Source organism: Pseudomonas asplenii, assembly GCF_001293465.1.
GTDB classification, from domain to species: Bacteria; Pseudomonadota; Gammaproteobacteria; order Pseudomonadales; family Pseudomonadaceae; genus Aquipseudomonas; species Aquipseudomonas fuscovaginae_B.
Window position 1 is genome coordinate 358,970 of record NZ_JSYZ01000007.1, and the last position, 19,306, is coordinate 378,275.

The 19,306-nt window shown below is 59.7% G+C and carries 20 protein-coding genes and 2 pseudogenes; 13 read left to right on the forward strand and 9 right to left on the reverse strand.

Translation table 11 applies throughout. The annotated features are described in order from the left end of the window. Window positions 1-80: 80 nt before the first annotated feature. Window positions 81-938, forward strand: coding sequence for an SDR family oxidoreductase (locus PF66_RS11410; RefSeq protein WP_054056912.1), 858 nt, complete (start codon window positions 81-83; stop codon window positions 936-938). Here PF66_RS11410 and PF66_RS11415 read toward each other — a convergent pair. After that, on the reverse strand, window positions 933-1,685 hold the full coding sequence (locus tag PF66_RS11415; RefSeq protein ID WP_054056931.1) for an alpha/beta hydrolase family protein: 753 nt from the start codon (window positions 1,683-1,685) through the stop codon (window positions 933-935). The genes PF66_RS11410 and PF66_RS11415 overlap by 6 nt on opposite strands. After that, window positions 1,675-2,775: a DUF3182 family protein gene (locus PF66_RS11420; protein ID WP_054062758.1), complete on the reverse strand. Its 1,101-nt coding sequence runs from the start codon at window positions 2,773-2,775 to the stop codon at window positions 1,675-1,677. The genes PF66_RS11415 and PF66_RS11420 overlap by 11 nt, the downstream gene beginning before the upstream one ends. 276 nt (window positions 2,776-3,051) lie before the next feature. Here PF66_RS11420 and PF66_RS11425 point away from each other — a divergent pair, with 276 nt between their 5' ends. The 4 genes from PF66_RS11425 (at window position 3,052) to PF66_RS11440 (ending at window position 6,319) form a co-directional block, all read left to right on the forward strand. After that, on the forward strand, window positions 3,052-3,846 hold the full coding sequence (locus PF66_RS11425; RefSeq protein ID WP_054056914.1) for an endonuclease/exonuclease/phosphatase family protein: 795 nt from the start codon (window positions 3,052-3,054) through the stop codon (window positions 3,844-3,846). Beyond that, entirely contained in the window at window positions 3,843-5,039 is a 1,197-nt protein-coding gene (gene clsB, locus PF66_RS11430; protein ID WP_054062759.1) for a cardiolipin synthase ClsB, read from the forward strand. The genes PF66_RS11425 and clsB overlap by 4 nt, the downstream gene beginning before the upstream one ends. Beyond that, window positions 5,039-5,995, forward strand: coding sequence for a lysylphosphatidylglycerol synthase domain-containing protein (locus PF66_RS11435; protein WP_054062760.1), 957 nt, complete (start codon window positions 5,039-5,041; stop codon window positions 5,993-5,995). Before clsB ends, PF66_RS11435 begins: the two co-directional genes overlap by 1 nt. An 87-nt stretch (window positions 5,996-6,082) precedes the next feature. After that, the gene (locus PF66_RS11440; protein WP_054062761.1) at window positions 6,083-6,319 is read left to right on the forward strand and encodes a hypothetical protein; all 237 of its coding nucleotides are present in this window, start codon (window positions 6,083-6,085) and stop codon (window positions 6,317-6,319) included. On the opposite strand, the pseudogene PF66_RS11445 reads toward PF66_RS11440, so the two are convergent. The 3 genes and pseudogenes from PF66_RS11445 to PF66_RS11455 all read right to left on the reverse strand — a co-directional run bounded on the left by PF66_RS11445 (window position 6,300) and on the right by PF66_RS11455 (window position 8,011). Beyond that, a pseudogene (locus tag PF66_RS11445) lies at window positions 6,300-6,746 on the reverse strand (DUF421 domain-containing protein). The gene PF66_RS11440 and the pseudogene PF66_RS11445 sit on opposite strands and share 20 nt — an antisense overlap. Before the next feature lie 7 nt (window positions 6,747-6,753). Then, window positions 6,754-7,272, reverse strand: coding sequence for a hypothetical protein (locus tag PF66_RS11450; RefSeq protein WP_241494328.1), 519 nt, complete (start codon window positions 7,270-7,272; stop codon window positions 6,754-6,756). A gap of 484 nt (window positions 7,273-7,756) precedes the next feature. Next, window positions 7,757-8,011: a DUF1652 domain-containing protein gene (locus tag PF66_RS11455; RefSeq protein WP_054056919.1), complete on the reverse strand. Its 255-nt coding sequence runs from the start codon at window positions 8,009-8,011 to the stop codon at window positions 7,757-7,759. A gap of 834 nt (window positions 8,012-8,845) precedes the next feature. Between PF66_RS11455 and PF66_RS11465 the strand changes: the two genes are divergently transcribed. After that, window positions 8,846-9,397 (forward strand): ATP-dependent Clp protease proteolytic subunit, encoded by a 552-nt coding sequence (locus PF66_RS11465; protein ID WP_054062763.1) that lies wholly within the window; start codon window positions 8,846-8,848, stop codon window positions 9,395-9,397. A gap of 28 nt (window positions 9,398-9,425) precedes the next feature. Then, the gene (locus PF66_RS31955) at window positions 9,426-9,665 is read left to right on the forward strand and encodes a DUF2934 domain-containing protein (RefSeq protein ID WP_081009834.1); all 240 of its coding nucleotides are present in this window, start codon (window positions 9,426-9,428) and stop codon (window positions 9,663-9,665) included. A 377-nt stretch (window positions 9,666-10,042) separates the two neighbouring features. Here PF66_RS31955 and PF66_RS11470 read toward each other — a convergent pair whose 3' ends face one another. Next, the gene (locus PF66_RS11470) at window positions 10,043-11,626 is read right to left on the reverse strand and encodes a histidine kinase famiy protein (RefSeq protein ID WP_081005886.1); all 1,584 of its coding nucleotides are present in this window, start codon (window positions 11,624-11,626) and stop codon (window positions 10,043-10,045) included. Window positions 11,627-12,273: 647 nt separating this feature from the next. Here PF66_RS11470 and PF66_RS11475 point away from each other — a divergent pair. Both PF66_RS11475 and PF66_RS32670 read left to right on the forward strand, forming a co-directional pair. After that, on the forward strand, window positions 12,274-12,750 hold the full coding sequence (locus PF66_RS11475; protein ID WP_054062764.1) for a DUF1348 family protein: 477 nt from the start codon (window positions 12,274-12,276) through the stop codon (window positions 12,748-12,750). A gap of 461 nt (window positions 12,751-13,211) precedes the next feature. Continuing rightward, window positions 13,212-13,406, forward strand: a complete 195-nt coding sequence (locus PF66_RS32670) for a hypothetical protein (protein WP_152973004.1) — start codon at window positions 13,212-13,214, stop codon at window positions 13,404-13,406. Window positions 13,407-13,617: 211 nt separating this feature from the next. Here PF66_RS32670 and PF66_RS11480 read toward each other — a convergent pair whose 3' ends face one another. From PF66_RS11480 to PF66_RS11490, 3 genes are all read right to left on the reverse strand, one after another. Continuing rightward, on the reverse strand, window positions 13,618-13,872 hold the full coding sequence (locus PF66_RS11480) for a DUF2790 domain-containing protein (RefSeq protein WP_054056924.1): 255 nt from the start codon (window positions 13,870-13,872) through the stop codon (window positions 13,618-13,620). Window positions 13,873-13,994: 122 nt separating this feature from the next. Then, entirely contained in the window at window positions 13,995-14,465 is a 471-nt protein-coding gene (gene cynS / locus PF66_RS11485; protein ID WP_054056925.1) for a cyanase, read from the reverse strand. A 28-nt stretch (window positions 14,466-14,493) separates the two neighbouring features. Beyond that, window positions 14,494-15,153 carry a carbonic anhydrase gene (locus tag PF66_RS11490; RefSeq protein WP_054056926.1) on the reverse strand — a complete coding sequence of 220 codons (660 nt, stop codon included), beginning with the start codon at window positions 15,151-15,153 and terminating at the stop codon, window positions 14,494-14,496. Between the two features lie 111 nt (window positions 15,154-15,264). On the opposite strand from PF66_RS11490, the gene cynR reads away from it, so the two are divergent. The 4 genes and pseudogenes from cynR (at window position 15,265) to PF66_RS11505 (ending at window position 19,225) form a co-directional block, all read left to right on the forward strand. Then, window positions 15,265-16,152, forward strand: a complete 888-nt coding sequence (gene cynR / locus PF66_RS11495) for a transcriptional regulator CynR (RefSeq protein WP_054062765.1) — start codon at window positions 15,265-15,267, stop codon at window positions 16,150-16,152. 377 nt (window positions 16,153-16,529) lie between these two features. Then, entirely contained in the window at window positions 16,530-17,582 is a 1,053-nt protein-coding gene (locus PF66_RS11500) for a diguanylate cyclase (protein ID WP_054062766.1), read from the forward strand. An 18-nt stretch (window positions 17,583-17,600) separates the two neighbouring features. Next, window positions 17,601-17,717: pseudogene (locus PF66_RS33425) on the forward strand (DNA alkylation repair protein); the annotation flags it as partial. Window positions 17,718-17,848: 131 nt separating this feature from the next. Next, window positions 17,849-19,225 (forward strand): nucleobase:cation symporter-2 family protein, encoded by a 1,377-nt coding sequence (locus PF66_RS11505; RefSeq protein WP_054062767.1) that lies wholly within the window; start codon window positions 17,849-17,851, stop codon window positions 19,223-19,225. Window positions 19,226-19,306: the final 81 nt, after the last annotated feature.

Below are 19,306 nucleotides of genomic sequence, written 5' to 3' on the forward strand. Positions count from 1 at the left end.
ATCCAGGCAACTTCGCATGAGTCGCCACTGAACGACCCATGGCTGAACTGCCCATCCCTGATTCTGATGGAGACGCACGTATGAAAACCTATCCTCGCCCGCCCTTTCCGTCCCAACCCCAATCCACTCCCGGCTCGCAGAAAGCCATGGATCCCTACCCCGATTGCGGGGAGCAAAGCTACCGGGGCTCCGGCCGCCTGCAAGGCAAGATTGCCTTGATTACCGGCGCCGACAGCGGCATCGGCCGCGCCGTGGCGATTGCCTTTGCGCGCGAAGGCGCCGATGTCGCCGTGGCCTACCTGGATGAACATGAAGATGCCCGGGAAACCGCGCGCTGGGTCGAACAGGCCGGTCGCCAATGCCTGTTGTTGCCCGGCGATATAGCGCAGAAAGAGCAATGCAGCGAACTGGTGGCCAAAACCGTCGAGACATTCGGGCGCATCGACGTGCTGGTCAACAATGCCGCCTACCAGATGACCCACGAGACCCTGGAGGACATTGCCGATGAGGAGTGGGTGCGAACCTTCGACATCAACATCACGGCGATCTTCCGCCTCTGCAAGGCGGCCCTGCCCCACATGGCCAGCGGCAGCTCGATCATCAATACCAGCTCGATCAACTCCGATGCGCCCAAGCCGACCCTGCTGCCCTATGCCACCACGAAGGGCGCGATTGCCAACTTCACTGCCGGGTTGGCGCAACTGCTCGGTCCCCAGGGCATTCGTGTCAACAGCGTGGCGCCCGGTCCGATATGGACACCCCTGATCGTGGCCACCATGCCGCCTGAAGAGGTCAGGAACTTCGGTCAACAGACGCCCCTCGGGCGGCCCGGCCAACCCGTGGAAGTCGCGCCGCTCTACGTGCTGCTGGCCTCTGACGAGTCCAGCTATGTCTCGGGGTCACGCTATGGCGTCACCGGCGGCAAACCGATCCTATAGGCTGGAGATACTCAATCGCTCACCCACCACCATTTCGGTGATCCAATCGATCAGAATGGAGGTATAGGCATCCTGCGCGACCTCGGTACTCAAGCTGTGGTCGGCGTCATCAATGATGCGGTGGGTGAGCGAATGGGTCTGTTGAAACGCAGCCCGGTAGCTCATGATCGTGGCATGGGGCACATGCTCATCATGCTCCGACTCGACAATCAGAACGTCTCCCCGAAACGCCGCACACGCTCTCAGGGCGCGGTTTTCAGTCGCCTGGATGTGACTCGCCCGGTACTGCATCAGATCCCTGCGATCGAGTTGGCGTTTGGCCATGTGCCAGTTTTCATCACGATAGATGGCGGGTACCCGCAGGGCCAGCCAGCGCACCTTGCGCAGCTGGCTGAGAATCGTCGCCAGGTAGCCACCATAGCTGGTGCCCACCACAGCGATCGATGAGGTATCCAGGGCGGGATGCGCCAGCAGCCGATCATACGCGGCCAACAGGTCACGCAGGTTGTCTTCACGCGTGACCTGCGCCTGTCGGCTGTCCTCTGCGCCATGCCCGCGCAGATCGAAGGTCAGGCAGATACAGCCCAGGCCGGCGATCCCCCGGGCACGCTTGAGGTCACGCTCCTGGCTCCCTCCCCAACCGTGCACGAACAACACGCCGGGGACCTTGGATCGGGGGCTCAGAAAATTGCCCGCGATGGAGTCTTCCTCGACGTTGATCCACACCGGTTCGCTGTTAGCAATCATGGTCATGGACCTGTGCATACTTGAGAATGAAATCACCCCGGCCATCAGGGCCGCGATACAGCACCCGTGCCGACTCAGGCAGCGGGCATTCGGCATGGGCCTCATGGGTGGAAGCACGAACGGCCTTCACAGCCGGGCGCTCACGAAACACCTGCAAGGCTGCCAGTTCGGCCCCCGTCGCGCCGCCCACCCGCCAGGACTGCTCAAGCACGCCGAACTTCGATTCTCCCTCCCTGCCCATGCCCTGCAGCACGTCATAGTTGCGACGCGAAGCAAAGAAGCCCGGAAAGCTCAGCGCGGCGGCAGTGTCATAAACGCGCGCATACTCGATGGCCTTGCGCACTTGCGGCTCCAGGTCCCGCGCCAGCAGATCGACGTAGTCGCCACGTACCAGCAACAGGTCGGAGCCGGCGTACACCGACTCACCGTGCCGGTTCAGTACCTGGTGCTGGTGGCCGTGATAGGTCATCAGCAAACCGTCGATCAGGGTCTGTCCCACGCTGTGGGTCACGGCCTGTTCAAGGTTTTCCTCCAGGACGATGCCCTGGGCACAGGTGGGCTCATCAAGACCACTCAACCACTGCGCCAGATCGGTGCTGTCGTGCAACACCGCCTGGCCGGACCCGCCGCACGCCTGCACCTGCTTGACCCGCAAGGGCCCTGAGCGCAGCGCCTCAATAGCCGCGTGCCGGGCATCGTCCCGATCGAACACCGTCAGGCCCGCCAGCACCACGGCCCGCACCCGTTCCGCGAATTGGGGATTCCACCCCTGCGGCTGCCAGCGCGTTCGGGAAAGCAACGGGTGGGAAATCGCCTTGGTGGCCATGAAAGCGTGTTGCACATAGCCACCCAGCAGGTCCTCCACACCGCTGATGCCCAGTTCGACCCGCTCCTCACCGACCAGGGTGTGGGCAGGAACGAAATACAGCGCCTGCGCCGACTCGCGGTCCTGCGACCTGATGTCGGTGAATGACCAGCCGAGAATCTGTGCCAACCAGCGCGCCAGCGCCAGGTTGGTCTGTTCCTCATGCTCCCCGGCCCCGACACTGCCGTAGGCCACCACACACCGTTGCTTCGCCGTAACGCTCATGGGGAGGGCTCCCTTTGTTGACCCTATAGGGAAGCCGACTGACCCCGCGGATCAATAGTTCGGCCGGATCGATCAACGGAGCGTGGCCGTCGTGACGGCCTACCGACCCGCAGGGCGCCGGCTATCCGGGGCGCACGGATTCTTCTTGAACTGCACGGCGCAAGGCCCGGTCGCAGCTACAGGGGACAGCTCGAAATCAGCCCCCTCGCGCCCGCGTGGTCCGCTCACAGTGAAGCCGACACGCGCAGGCCAGCCCCGGAAGGAAGGAGGAGAACGGTGAACCAGGTCAACCCCGTACCAGGCCCAGCCAGCCTGCCACCGGCTGTCGATGCGATACATCGCCTGACGGTGCTCACCCTCAATGTGCACAAGGGCTTCAACCTGTTCAACCGGCGCTTCATCCTGCCGCAGTTGCGCGAGGCCGTACGCAGCACCGGGGCTGATCTGGTGTTTCTCCAGGAAGTGCATGGCAGCCATCGCCAACACGAGCAGCGCTACCCCGATTGGCCTTCATTGCCTCAGTACGAGTACCTGGCCGACAGCATGTGGCCGCAGTTCGCCTACGGACGCAACGCGGTGTATCCCCATGGGGATCACGGCAATGCCCTGCTCTCCAAATTTCCGATCCTGGCCTATGGCAACCGGGATGTTTCGGTCCAGGGCAACGAGCAGCGCGGGCTGCTCCACTGCACACTGGATGTGCCCGGGCATGCCCGGGTGTTCGCCATTTGCGTGCATCTGGGCCTGCGCGAAGCCCAGCGTCAGAATCAGATCGATCTGTTGTTCGATTACCTGGGGGCATTGCCCCCCGACGCGCCGGTGATCATCGCCGGGGATTTCAACGATTGGCGTCGACGCGCTGACCGCCGGCTCTGCGAGAAGTCCTGGGTCGAAGCCTTCGCCCAGCTTGAAGGTGCGCCGGCACGCAGCTTTCCTGCGCGGTTTCCCTGGCTACGCCTGGACCGGGTCTATGTGCGCAATGCTTCGCCCCTGGGCGCACGCGTACTGAGCACACGCCCCTGGTCGCACCTGTCGGACCATGCGTCGCTGGTGGTGGAGCTGGCCCTGTGAACGCCCCCTGGCTGGAAGGTAATGACGTCCGGTTGCTGATCAATGGCAACGACTATTACCGCCGTGTCTTCGACAGCATCGGCCAGGCTCGCCAACGCGTGCTGCTTGAAACCTTCATCATCCAGGACGATGCCGTGGGCAAGGCGTTGCAGCAGGTGCTCGTCGAAGCCGCTCGACGGGGCGTGCAGATCGATGTCACGGTCGATGGCTACGGTACCGCCGACCTGCCTCCCGCCTTCATCCAGGCCCTGACCTCAGCGGGGGTGCGCCTGCATGTCTTCGATCCTCAACCGCGATGGATGGGCATGCGTACCAATCTCTTTCGGCGCCTGCACCGCAAGCTTGTCGTGATTGATGGCCAGCGGGCGTTTGTCGGCGGGCTCAACTATGGCGCCGATCACCTGGACGAATCCGGCCCCATGGCCAAACAGGACTATGCGGTGGAGGTGACCGGCCCCGTCGTGGCCCAGGTGCAGGCCTGCTGTCTGCGCCTGCTGGGCCAAGAGCCACCCGAGCAGCGGGCGGCGGCCGACGGCCGTCTGCGCGGACAGGCATGGGCACGGTTGCTTGACCGTGACAACCAGCATCACACCAATACGATCGAGGAGCAGTACCTGGCAGCCCTGCAGGCCGCCCGCTTTCGCGTGCTGATCGCCAACGCCTACTTCTTTCCGGGTTATCGCTTGCTGCGAGAGCTGCGTAACGCCGCCCGGCGGGGTGTAGAGGTGACGCTGATTCTGCAGGGGCAGCCGGACCTGCGTTGGGTGCGAGCCCTCTCCAGGCTGTTGTACAACCACCTGCTACGCGATGGCGTCAGGGTATTGGAATACTGTCGTCGGCCACTGCATGGAAAGGTCGCGCTGGTGGATGATCAATGGGCCACGGTGGGTTCGAGCAACCTCGATCCGTTGAGCCTGGCCTTGAACCTGGAAGCCAATCTCTTCATTCGCGATGACGTGTTCAACAAACACCTGCACGATCACCTTCAACAGCTCATCCGCCACGACTGCAAGCGGATCACCCTCGAGCGCATGGTCCGCGGCTTCTGGTGGAGGGCCCCGCTGATCTTCCTGTGCTTTCACTGCATCCGGCATTTTCCGACGATTGCCGGCTGGCTGCCGGCGCACAAGCAATACCTGCGCCCCCTGGCCCCCCACGCGCAGCCCATCAGTTGCCAGGAAGGAGAGCGCTGATGACGGGCAAAGCCTGGCAGGCCCGAAGCCGGCAGTGGCTGACACTGTGCTTTGTGGGGCTCGTCTGCACGCTGCTTTACTGGATGGCCCGCCACCTGGATTGGCACCAGGTCCTGCGTTCGATTCAAGGCTATGAACCCGGGACACTGCTGCTCGGTCTGGCGATGGCCCTGTTGAGCTACGCACTGGTCAGCGGTTATGACCTGCTCGCCCGCGCCTACACCGGCCACACGCTGCCAGTGCGGCATGTTCTGCCGGTGGCCTTTGTCTGTTATGCCTTCAACCTGAACTTCACCACCTGGATCGGCGGCATCGCCTTGCGTTTACGCCTCTACAAGCGCCTGGGGCTTGAAACTGCCACGGTCACGCAGATCATTACCCTGGGGATCGTCACCAACTGGATAGGTTATGCGGCCCTGGCCGGCGTGGTGTTTTCCCTGCGTCTGGTGACCTTGCCGGACAGCTGGAGCCTGGGGGCGCTCGGTTTGCAGCTCATCGGACTGACGCTGGTCGTCATCGCCGGGGGTTATCTGCTTGCCTGCGGGTGGGCCAGGCAAAGGGCCTGGGCCTGGGGCAGGTACGAGTTCACCTTACCCTCGCTGCGCCTGGCGCTGTTTCAGGTCGGGCTCGGTGCCAGCAACTGGGCGTTGATGGCAGGCCTCATGTTCCTGCTGCTCCCGGCTCCCTTGAGCTATCCCGCGGTCCTGGGGGTTCTGCTGATCAGTTGTGTCGCAGGCGTCATCACGCATATTCCCGCAGGGCTGGGTGTGCTGGAGGCGGTTTTTCTCGCCCTGCTCCACGACCAGCTTGACCAGGGCCCGCTGGTGGCCGCACTGCTGGGTTATCGAACGCTCTACTACCTCATCCCCCTGTTGCTCGCGGGCGCCAGCTACCTGGTACTGGAAAAGCGTGCCAAAGCCATGCGCCAATCGGCCAACGAGAGTCCAGGAGGGTAACGCCTGGAACCTTGGCCGAGCTTTTCCGTACTGTCGTTCAACCGAGGCCTGGGCCCTTGCGCTCGTCATCATTCCATGAGGTGTGCCATGTACGAAGACCGAAAGGAACACGCCTTACAGGCTTGGGAAAAACTGCTGGAAAAACCGGAGAGCCACATGAACGCCCAGGAGCAGCATGAAGAGCTCGTGCGGCTGGCCGATGAGTACTTCGACGAAGGCTTCATCGACGGCGACGAGCGCGCCGCGCTGCTCGGCAGGGCAGCTCGTGCCTACGCGAATGTGGTTGAGGGCGCTGATGACTCCCTCATTGATCCTGCGCAATGACCGAGATTTTTCCATTTCGCTCAAGTATGGCGAACTTGATCTGGTCCACGCGTTCGATGCCCTGGTTTGAACGTGCCGCTTCCATGAGATCCGCTTCGATCAGACGCGCCTGACGCAAGCGCTCATGCAGAATCCTGCCGTGCTCGACGAGAATCGTGGGCTAGCCGTCGATCAGCCGGGAGATTGTCGAGAATCGTCGCTTCAACAGCGACAGGCCCACGTCCACCGCAATCAGCGTGACGATGACCACGATGGAGTTGGTCAACGAGAAATCGTCGCCAAGCAGCGCCTGCTGCGTGGCCTCGCCAATGATCATGAGCAATACCAGATCGAACGTGGTCAGCTCCGCCAGCGAGCGTCTTCCAGCGATTTTGAACAGGATCATCAAGGCCACGTACATCGCGGCCGCTCGTAACACGGAGTCCATGGTGCACCTACGGTAGGATGTATTGTGTCAGTTCAACGGGCGAGGAGCCCGCTATCGATACGCGGCTGCTGTAGCCTCCCAGGCCATCGCCTCGCAGCATCAGATAAAGCGTGGCCTGTCCTTGAGCGTCGGTCTGCAGCCAAAACCTGAGCCCCCGTGCGGAGCTGACCGTCCTGATCGGATCGGGTTGCAGGGTTTCAATGCTGAATCCCTCGAAAAGATCCCCATCCAGCGCCAACTCGACCTGCGACTGGGCCCGGCCACTGGCAACGGTTATCTTCATGGGATTGGTCGAGCCGTTGCGGTGAACGATCTCGTAGCGCAGCGTTACCCTGCCGTCCTGGCTGTGAAGCTCCCGGCTGCTCAGCGGCCCACGAGAAAAAAACCCGAGCAATGCCATCAACACGATAACGACCAAGCCATACCAACCCCACCGCTCAAATCGCCAGACTTTGAGCTGATAGGCCATGTCTTCGCGTACCGGGTAATCGCGGCTTTGCTCGTCCGCAGATTCAGGCTGGTTCACGCTGCTCCTCCCATGCCCTCTCGCCGACCCTGCCTGCGGTGCACGACTGCGCGGTGGTCAACCGCAAGGCGTGCTTACGCAGACAAGCAATGATGTTTGCGGCGGTGGACATACCCCTTTCTCCCCAGGTGTTTTTCGATGGACGCCAAGGCTGTCACTGCCCTCACCGACCGCTTGTGATGGTCAAGACCGGATTGGCCCACCCGGCAGTCCTTGCGGATCGCCAGGTACCCATCACGCTCCATCACGACAGTTGCCTGTTCGGTGGAGTCTGCAAAGGGAGAAATTGTTCAGAAAAGCTGAGCGCAGGGGGAGCTGTTGCGGGGTGGCGTCAAAGATGAAGGGGTGTTGAAGCAGATGCCCGGGGTGTAGACGAACCGACGCTTACGTGTACATCTTTTAGAATTCTGTACAACTTTTCAGGTGACGGTACCCAGCTATTCGAGTTTTCAGCTCGATAGTGCGATATCAGGCTATTGGCACCTCAGGTGTCTGCGGACTCATCCGTCGCTCGCGCATTGAGCCTGAGCTCCTCCTTGATCTCTGCGACCAGAAGCGCAATGGCCCGAATCGACCTCAAACCTTGAGGGTCAATGCCGGTGACGGTGAGCTGCTCCTGCCGGGTATCTGCGTCCATCAGTTGAATCGTGAGGGTTTTCCCCTGATCGACCGTGCAGATGCACGGGGTTGGCAGAAATGCGGTTTCAATGAGACGACGCAATTCAAGAGTAGAAGGCATCGCAAGGGCGTCCCACTAGATAGGTGATTATTCATTCAGGAAGAAAACAAACCCAATTAATTGGGTGCGCACCGGGATTTATAGCAAGTTACTGAGAAGTTGAGCGTGCGGCCGAGATGTATCCCACGAAAGGGCATCCCGAGTCAATCCAGACTTGCTCACTGACAGATTCGGTTCTCATCGCTGCTCTTTATCAGCAAGCAGAAAGCCAAGCGGTCATTGCCATCACCTTAATATCAATCCCGCCACCCTACTTATACGAAGCGGCACCCGACTTGTATAAGTTTATCCGAATGCCGCTCGTCGCCATTTTCGAAAAAAAAGAAAACACACCCATCGCCGCCACTCTCTGAATAGTTGCCGGCAGCCTGAATCAGACCGCTAGCAGACAGGCAGTCAAACCAAGGATATCAATCATGCGAACGCCAACTGATAAGCAGCACAATAATCGCCAGCGAGGCGTGGAAACACGTCCTGAAGCCAAGACTGGCCCGACCTCGAATTCACCCCCTTGTTACGAACATCAGCGAAGGGTCAGACAGTCCGAAGCCATCGTCGGTGCATCTCAGACACCCCCCGTTTGTGAAAGAAACCTATTACACCATCCATAAGGCTGCGCTATTTGATAAAAACCCTGGCACATCAGCATTAAATTCTAAAAATCTCTCTGACAGAGAGGAAATCCAGCATGAGTACTCAAGACAAGCAAGGCCATATGAGTGTGAACGAAACCGCTAAACAGGGTGGTGGAAACAGCCATGGTAGCGGGCGCAACCGTTGACGTGCCTGATACAGGGGAGCTGCGCTCTCCTGTTTACCTCATGGAGCGAAACCATGCCTTTACACATTATCAACTTCACCGGGCCCATCACCGCCTCCACCTGCAGCCAACTGATCGAAAAGGCCTCGGCGGCCGTACAGCAAGACGCATCAGAGCTGGTGCTCAATATCGCGACCATGGGGGGTGAATGTAGCTACGGGTTTACCCTGTACAACTTTCTGTTGTCTCTGCCGATTCCCGTGCATACCCACAATCTGGGTACAGTCGAGTCGATGGGCAACATCATCTTCCTGGCTGGCGAGCGCAGGACCGCCTGCCAATACAGCAAGTTTCTATTTCATCCCTTTCATTGGCATGTTCAGGGTGCCGTAGATCATTCACGCATGTCCGAATATGCCATGAGCCTCGATTACGACCTGCAACTGTATGTGCGTATCGTAGCCGAGCGCACCCACGGCGCTATCGAAAAACTGGAAACCGAAAAATACCTGATCGCCGCACCGAGGATCATTGACCCGCAACAAGCGATCGCCGCCGGTCTGATCCATGCCATCGACTTGCCCATCATCAAGTCGGACTCGGTCAGCAGCTTCATTTATTCCTGACGACTTTGATTTAAACGGGAGAATCACAATGGACGAAGAAACGATTCGGCTCACCGCCTATCGCATCTGGGAGCAGCAAGGCAAACCTGATGGCCGGGACTTTGTACACTGGCTACAAGCCAGGGATGAGCTGGGAGCGGCTGGCACTGACGAGTTGTCGGGCTCTGTCGAGAGCAGCGTCGCGCCACCTGAACCGGAACACTCAAAAAGCAAGGCACCCTCCTCGTCGACCCCGCGCAAAGTACGCAGCAAAAAGACCGCAACCTGAACCCGCCTATCCGGGCATGGCGCGCTTGTTCAAGAACCTCCACCATCCGTCGGCAACCTGGAAAAACAATCGAGAAAGCTCAGGTTTTTTAAATCTCAATAGTGAGTCTGGTCACTCCAGGCTGCTCATAAGCACTCCTGTCTTGCCCGTACTCAGTGCGGGCTTTTTTATGGATTTTATCTGGCCAATGCGCCAAGGCTGGCTCGGGCAAACGCCTGAGCCCATGCCCCCACACGTCAATACGCAAGGGCTGTATAGGGAGGTGGATTTCAGAGGTCTGTGCCGGTGTACGCTTTGCCTGACAACGACAGGATTTTCACCTGCCCTGGGTAGCCCTCTCCCAGGTTCACCATGACCAGCGCTGTCTTGCGCCGGTGTCACTGAGCGTCAAGCACGGCACGTATCTTTCGGGGTAGGTCAGCAGGCTGATAAGGCTTGGGAAGCACCTCGAACTCATGCACCTGGATATTGGCCCGCTCCAGCGCGTCTTTCGCGTAGCCTGTGGTGAGCAGGATCCTGGTGTGCGGATACAGGCGGGATATCTCACGCGCCAGTGCCGCGCCGTCCATGTCCCCCGGCATGATCAAATCGCTGAACACCAGGTCGTAGGCCTTGTTCTGGAGCAGGGCCAATGCCTGGGCGGCATCGTGCGCGGTGTCTATCTGATAGCCGTAATCCGACAGAATCACCTGGGCCAGCTCGGCCACCTCGGGCCGGTCCTCCACAATCAGGATGCTTTCACAACCTTGCAGCGACAGAGGCGCTGTCGGCGCCTGCTCGTCGCAGTACTCGCTGTCATCTGCAGGAAAATACAGGCGTATCGTGGTGCCGACACCGGGGTATGAATGGATGCGGGCCGTGCCCCCCGATTGCCTGGCAAAGCCGTACACCATCGACAACCCCAGGCCAGAACCCTTGCCCTCTTCCTTGGTGGTGAAGAACGGCTGCACGACTTTGTCCTGGAGCTCCGCCGCTATCCCCTTGCCATTGTCACTCACCGAAAGGCTGACATAGCGCCCCTCTGCCAAACCCTCCCGTTGAAGCTTGGCGTCGCCTGGAATCCGCACGTTGCAGGTTTTGACGGTCACTGTCGGATCGACGCGGCCCTCCAGCGCCTCCTGGGCGTTCGTCAGCAACTGCAGGACCGCCAGCTCAGCCTGGCCAGGATCAATCAGGCAGTTCCACAGATCGTCGGCCAGATCAACCTGCAGGTGGACGTCATGCAGCGCACGCGCCATGACGCCGGGGCGGCTCAACAAGGTGTTCAGGTTGAACACACGACTCTCCAGCCGTTGCTTGCGCGAAAACGCCAGTAACTGCTGAGTCAGGGTTTGCGCCTTTTCGGCGGCGGCCCTGGCACGATTGGCGCTATTGAAAATACGCTGCGGATCGCTGCCAGGACGCTTTGCGCTCAACTGAATCAATTCCAGATAGCCCACCATCACCTGGAGGAGATTATTGAAATCGTGGGCAATACCGCCGGTGAGCTGCCCCAGTGCCTCGAGGTCCTGGGCCCGACGCCTGCGCAGCGCCACATCGTGACGCTGGCTCACATCCAACTGGGAGGCGAAAAAATACGTCAGTCGGCCACGTTCATCGAAGAGCGGGAAAATAAAGAGCTCGTTCCAGAAAGAGGAGCCGTCCTTGCGGTAATTGATCACCTCCACACACACTTCATGGTGCCGCCCGACCGCCAACTGCACCTGCCGTCGGGTGTCCTTGCAGGTCTGCGGGCCCTGCAGGAACCTGCAATTGCGTCCGATGACCTCGTCGTGCTCATACCCGGTGAGGGTCAGGAATGCCTGATTGGCAAAAATGATCGGATTATCCGGCTGCGCCGGATCGGTCACGATCATCGCGCTGTGGCTGGCGTCCATGGCTGCGAAGAAGCGGTCCTTGCGGTTGGAAGAAAGCGTCGTCAAATGCATGCCATCGACGACGGGCTTTTTCTGTCTTGCCAAGGTTCACCTCCCACTCAACGATGCGTTTTACATGGACCGTGAAAATGCTTCGGAGTGCAGCTTGATTCGTTTCTCGACCTGTTGCGCCATCGCAGGAGCATGGCGTAGGCCGTCGAGCAGGTTGCCGTGAGGGTCGATCCAGCGCTTTCGAAACGCTCCCTGATGCCTCTCGACTTGGCCTGCTCACCCCCTCGGAAAAAAATTCTCCCGGTGTCGCTTGACCAGGGAGAACGATCGTTCTACATTGAACTCATGAACCCACCCATGACGGATCGCATGCTTAATCCGTTCACGGCCGGTTCGAGTCGGAGGGTCTTTCTGGCTGTGGATGATCAACACTGCGGGAGAAGTTTGGGGATCCAGATGATCCCCATCCGCAAGTTTGCGAAAGTGCGCAGGCAGAAACGACTGAATTATACGCTTGGGCTGACCGGGCACTGAATATCGAGCAAACGCTGAGTTTAAGCCGGGCAGTCAATAATATTAATGGAAGGCGCAATCACTATGGCACCCGCGCTGGATGATTATCGCGCAGCCGACCATGCAAGGGAATTTGCATAGTTGTTGTTAGAGGCCTCCTCATAAAGGCCTGAGTTTCAAAAGACGTTACCCATACCGATTTATCCAACCAGACTGGAGGCACTACCATGTCCAATGCCCAAACTCGCCCGCCACTTCCTCCCTTCACTCGCGAATCGGCGATTAAGAAAGTCCGACTCGCCGAAGACGGCTGGAACAGCCGCGATGCCGAGAAGGTCTCGCTCGCCTATACGCTGGATACCCAATGGCGTAACCGTGCTGAATTCGCGACCAATCGCGAAGAGGCCAAGGGCTTTCTCACCCGCAAATGGAAGAAAGAGCTGGACTACCGCCTGATCAAGGAGCTCTGGGCCTTTACCGATAACCGCATCGCCGTCCGTTACGCCTACGAGTGGCATGATGATTCCGGTAACTGGTTCCGCTCCTACGGTAACGAAAACTGGGAATTTGAAGCGGATGGTCTGATGCGCCGCCGATTCGCCTGCATCAACGACATGCCGATCAAGGAAAGCGAACGCAAGTTCCACTGGCCACTGGGGCGCCGTCCGGATGATCATCCAGGCCTGACAGAACTTGGGCTGTAAGTTGTCCCATCAATCCAGATCCATCTTTATATCTCAAGTTGGTCAACTGGATAGGGCGTGACGAAAACCATTCGTTCAATATGAACGCTCTATAACGCAAGTACGGCTCCAAGCGTGATGACACTGCGCGGCGAAACTTCAGTTTCGAGGAGCCGTACGCCTGCGCCATAGAGTTTTGATACTACTGGCGAGCGCGTTATTTACGACGTCAGCGTTGGGTAATGACAGCCGCGTCGTCAACGCAAGTAAAGTTGCGCCAATATCGCTTCAACGCGTCGTTCTCCAAGGCCGGCCATTCATACAAGCCAGATTGGCTTGAACATCCCGTTAACCCCCGCCAAACATCCAGCAGACCTGCCCCTTCTCAAGAAGGATCAGGTCTGCTGATAAGGCCGACCCCTGCCTCTGCGTCGCCCACTCGCTCACAGATACCGCAGCCGCACCCGCCCCAAGCAGGCTCCATGACTGCCGAACTCATCCTGTTCAACCGCAAAACCGCGAAACGCCTGGCGCCACTGCCGTTGCCAGCAAGGAAGGCCACGGGCAACGATGGCCGCTGCGCCTGCACCCCACTGATCCCACATCGATCACACGCCTGCCAGAACCTCATCCAGCATCTGCGGCCAGAAACTGATCCAAGGCTTGTTTATGATTGAGTCGAAGCGTGCCAGAAAAACGAGGAAGTCAACCGCGAGCATGCGGTCGAATGTGGACTTGGCGGAACGGATCGCAACGACCGCGTTGAAACGTCAGGACGCGGAATGAGGAAGGGTTGGCTCACGAGAACCGGGCCCCGCGACTGCGGCCAAGGTCCCCCGCCGCTGGCGCCGCATGATCGGGCGCCAGACAGGCTGACGAGAGGCATGATCAGTGGGTACAGCCAGTCCCCATGACGTGGTACGCGATGGTGTGCCGAATGCCCTTGGAGTCGTCATAAGTCATCTGCACAGGCACTACGCCGCAGACGTCCGGTATTTCGGTACTGGCGACCACGTGGGCGATATCCAGGTCCTGAGCGTCACGATAGGACTCGACGGTAACCTGCGGGGTTTGGGCAGTGAGTTCATCGGCTACTGCAACGGAGCAAAGACCACCCAGGAATAAAGCGAATAAATATTTCATGGCAACTCACCTGTATTGAGGGCGAAAAAAGGCCTGGCTTCACGCCGGGGTGGCGCAGCCTGAGATAAGGGGTTGGGGGGTAGCCCGGTCGCCGTCAGACGCCGGGCAGACTCACAGCAGGGTCAGAAAGGCTTGGTCGGCAGATACTTGCCATCCAGGGTGATCACGGCACGGGAGCCGCCTTCCGGATCTTCGACCTTCTTGATGTCCAGCTTGAAGTTGATGGCGCTGATGATGCCGTCGCCAAACTTCTCGTGGACCAGAGCCTTGAGGGTGGTGCCGTAGACCTGCAGCATTTCGTAGAAGCGATAGAGGGTGGGGTCGGTCGGTACGCTGTTCTCGAAGCAGCCACGAACCGGGACGGTCTGCAGCAAGGCGATGCCGTCGGCGTCAAGGTCCAGCTTTTCGCCCACGACCTTCGCGGCGTTGGCAGGCAGCGGGTGCTGACCCAGCAGGGCTGCCGTGACGAAGGCTTCGGACAGGCCGGTACCCTCGGTGAGTTGCGCGTAGGACAGGCCTTTGCGGGCCTTGGCCATCACGATGATTTCAGTCAGGGCCTGGCGAAGGCTTTTGGTGGCTTGTGTCTGGATCATGGGGTTATCTCCTCGGTTGATATCGGGTTCAGGCAACTTGCCTGGCTGGTTTGGAAACGGCGTGGACTTGCGGGTGGTCGGCGAGGGACACAAAGGTCCCGGTACTGCCATCGAAGGCGTCGATACGCCCGCTCTCGATGTCATAGATCCAGCCGTGCAGGGTGACGCGGCCCTCTTCAAGGGCCAGGCGCACCGACGGGTGAGTCTGGATGTTGGCCAATTGCGCAATCACGTTTTCGCGCACCATGGCCGCGACCTTGGTCGGCTGGTCCGGATGCTGGCGGGCCTCATTCACCACCCGGGCGGAATCGGCGTAGCGCAACCAGCCCGCCACAGCGGGCATGTGGTCCAGGCACTTGCAGGTGGCAATGGCGGTCATCGCCCCGCAATCGGAGTGGCCGCAGATGACGATGTCGGCGACCTGCAGCGCGGCGACGGCATATTCGACCGAGGCCGACACACCGCCCGGCTCAGGGCCATAGGAAGGCACGATGTTGCCCGCGTTGCGGATCACGAACAGATCGCCTGGTTCGCGCTGGGTGACCAGCTCAGGCACCAGCCGACTGTCAGAGCATGAGATGAACAACGCCCTTGGGCTCTGCTGCGTGGCCAGGTCCTGGAACAGCTTGATCCGCTCGGGAAAGGCGTCCCTCTGGAATTTCAGAAAACCGTCAATGATGTCCTTCATGGCTTCGTCCTCGATGTCGCGGGTTGTTGAAGCCAAGATTAGGGGTGGACTTACATAAGGTAAAAGTCTCATTTATTATGTGATTGATCATATTATCTTATGGATAAATCCATGCTTGCCCGACACATCCAGTATTTCCTCGCCGTGGCGGAGCATCACAGCTTCACGCGGGCCGCTGCGGCGTTGCATGTCTCCCAGCCTGCGCTGTCCCAGCAGGTCAAGCTCCTGGAAGAAAGTCTCGGCGCCCAGCTGTTCGATCGCTCTGGACGCACGACCTGTCTGACCGATGCCGGGGAGGTCTATTTACAGTATGCGCGCCGGGCCTCACAGGAACTGCGCGAAGCCAGGCGAGCCATCCATGATGTGAGCGACCTCAGTCGCGGGTCGTTGCGGGTGGCGGTGACACCGACCTTCACGACCTACCTGGTGGGCCCCCTGGTCGAGGCATTCCACTCGCGTTACCCGCAGATCACCCTGAACGTGCAGGAGATCTCCCAGGAGCGCATGGAGGACCTGCTCATCGCTGGAGCGTTGGACGTGGGGATCGCGTTCGATGAAATACACACCCCGGACATCGATTCCCTGCCCTTGCTGATCGAAACCCTCGCCCTGGTGGTGAACCGCACCCACCCCCTGGCGCAGGAAAGTTCCATTGGCCCTCAGGCCCTGAGCGGCGAGTCGCTGGTTCTACTCAGCACGGAATTCGCGACCCGCGAACAGATCGATCGCTACTGCCGCGAGCACGGAATACGCCCTGAAGTGCGGATGGAGGCCAATGCACTCGGTGCAGTGATCGAAATCGTTCGCAGGACCACGCTGTCGACGTTGTTGCCCGCCAACACCGCCTTCGCCCATGGCGACCTGGTGGCGATCGCACTCGAGCCCGAACGCTTGCAGCGCACCGCCGTCCTTATGCAGCGCAAAGGCGCCTACCAGAGCGCCGCGGCTCGGGTTTTCATCGAGCTGGCGAAAGAAGTCTCTGCTCAACTGAACGAATGAGGGTCTAGAAGCCGCTGACCGGCTGGAGACGGCTGCCACGACAGGTCGGTTGAAGTCGAGGGGTCAGTGCCGAAAAGTCATGGTGCATTCAGGCGACCACCGGCCAGGCCTGCACATCTATCTGAAATCCACACTACTAGGGTCTGTATGACAAAGCCTCTTCCGGGCCCTTACCCGAAGTGCTGTATCCGCTCCGATACATGAACCTCGCTCACCAACTAAAACTCATTGGCGTCAATCAAGAACCCGGTTAGCCAGTCCAATTTTCCCACAAGAGGAATTGGCAAAAACCGAAAACCAGAATCCATGATGCTAGACAAAACACGACAGACATGATGGCATACAGGAGCATGTCACGTGATCAGTAGAGGTGAACCTTGGATCGAATAAAGCATGGAAAACGGTTCACCAAGAGAATCTACTACCCACGAATACTGGGTACGATATTGTGTGCGCCCATCATTCTAGAATCCATCATCCACCAACAGAATTTCCTGATCCTGGCGTCATTGCTTTTTATAAATGTTGCAATATGGCCCCATGTAGCCTACAGAATTTCCAACCGCTCAAAAAACCCTTACATGGCAGAAATACGAAATCTGGACGTCGACTCACTGCTGTGCGGCTTATGGATGGGCGCCATCGGATTAAACCCGATCTCTTCAATAAGCCTATCCGCAATGGTGGCAATGAACGCCATCAACACGGGCGGTTTGAAGAGTCTGAAAAAAGGGCTGACCCTGCAAGCATCAGGCATACTCGCGTGGCAGATTCTCGTCGGAATAGACTTACAACAAAGCTCAATTCTGTCGGCTTGGTCAAGCCTGCCACTGTTGACGCTATACCCTATCTCGGTAAGCTTTACCTCATATAAGCTTGCCTCAGAGCTATACAAGATAAAAAACACCCTGAACAGCCTTAGCATAACAGACGAACTAACCGGGCTTTTAAACAGGAGATACCTGGACGAAGAGCTGAAGAACATCGCCAGCTCCAACAACAGAAAAAACAACACGTTTCTCATAGTGCTTGATCTGGACAACTTCAAAGCAGTGAATGACCGTTACGGCCACCCGACTGGCGACTCCATTCTTTGCCTGCTGAGCAAAACACTCAGGTCCTCCTTACGCTCTGCCGACCTTATTGCCAGGTTCGGCGGCGATGAGTTCTGCATAATCATGGAGGGCGTTTCCCTGGAGCAGGCTGCAACGATAATCGAGCGCGCCTGTCAAAATTTCAAAATCAACAGCGCTCATATCGTAGCCCCTTCATTGAGCGTCAGCGTAGGCATAGCCAGTTGGCATGACGAGTTCGAAAGTGCAAAACAGTGGTTCGCCCACGCAGACAGCCTTCTCTATAAAGCCAAGAAAAGCGGGCGCAACCGGATTGTCACGGACAGCCCCCACTGCGCCCCGACGGTCGTTCAATAAAAGCGCCGGAAACAGCAGAACACGAGCCGCCGCCAGCACATCCGCGAACTCACCACGCGCCGCCACTACAGCGGCCACCATGCAGTGCACCTGCTGATCAATGGCGAGCGGCTGGGCAGCGGTTTCGACATCCTCGACTGCGCCACGCGCGCCGTTGGGCGCTGGCGTTGTGGGAGCGGGCATGTCGAACCCGTTCCCACAGATAGTGCTTCACGCCCCAGACCGTTGCAGTAGAATCGCCGCTCATTTTTGCCAGGGCACTTGCCATGACCTCTCACCAGACCCCGCCCAGCGCCCCCCAGGCCAATGAACTGATCCTTGGCCTTGAGGACCGCCCTCGCCTGCTGATCGGCCTGCTCGCCGCGCTGCAACACCTGCTGGCGATCATCGTGCCGATCGTCACCCCCGGCCTGCTGATCTGCCAGGCCCTGGGCGTGTCGGCCCGTGACACCAACCTGATCGTCTCGATGTCACTGGTGATCTCCGGCCTCGCCACCTTCGTCCAGTGCCGTCGTTTCGGGCCGTTCGGCGCCGGCCTGCTGATCGTCCAGGGCACCAGCTTCAACTTCGTCGGCCCACTGATCGCCGGCGGCGCCCTGATGGTCAAGCAAGGCACACCGGTGGAAGCCGTCATGGCGGCAATCTTCGGCGTGGTCATCGCCGGTTCCTTCGTCGAAATGGGCATCTCGCGCATCCTGCCCTTCGTCAAACGCATGATCACCCCGCTGGTGACCGGCATCGTCGTGCTGATGATCGGCCTGACCCTGATCAAGGTCGGCCTGATCAGCATGGGCGGCGGCTTCAGCGCCATGGGCAACGGCACCTTCGCCAACGGCGAGAACCTGCTGCTGTCCGGCGTGGTGCTGGCGATCATCGTCGTGCTCAACCGCATCCCGCTGGTGTGGATGCGCAGTTGCGCCATCGTCATCGCCCTGGCCGTCGGCTACGCCCTGGCCGGCTACCTGGGTCGCCTGAACTTCACCGGCATGCACGAAGCGCCGCTGTTCCAGGTGCCGACGCCGCTGCACTTCGGCCTGGGCTTCTCCTGGTCGCTGTTCATCCCGATGCTGGTGATCTACCTGGTGACCTCGCTGGAAGCCATCGGTGACGTCACCGCCACCAGCAAGGTCTCGCGCCAGCCGGTCGAAGGCCCGCTGTGGATGCAACGGATCAAGGGCGGTGTGCTGGTCAACGGCGCCAACTCGCTGCTGGCCGGGGTGTTCAACACCTTCCCCAGCTCGATCTTCGCCCAGAACAACGGCGTGATTCAGCTCACCGGCATCGCCAGTCGCCACATCGGCCAGTGGATCGCCCTGATGCTGATCCTGCTCGGTCTGTTCCCCTCCGTGGCCGGCGCGATCCAGGCGGTCCCGGAGCCGGTGCTGGGCGGCGCGGCCATGGTCATGTTCGGCGCCGTCGCGGCCTCGGGCATCAACATCCTGGCGAGCATCACCCTCGACCGCCGGGCGCTGCTGATCATCGCCGTGTCCCTGGCCCTGGGCCTGGGGGTGTCGCAGGTGCCGGAGTTCCTCGCGCACATGCCGGCGGCGCTGCGCAACGTGCTCGAATCCGGTGTCGCCACCGGCGGTATTTGCGCCCTGGTACTGAACTGGTTCCTGCCGCCATCGCCGCAACACGGATGATTGCACGGGGCAACGCAAGGTTGCCCCACATCCGGCCCGGCAGGCGCTGACGACCGCCCGGGCCCGGATGGACCGGCCCGG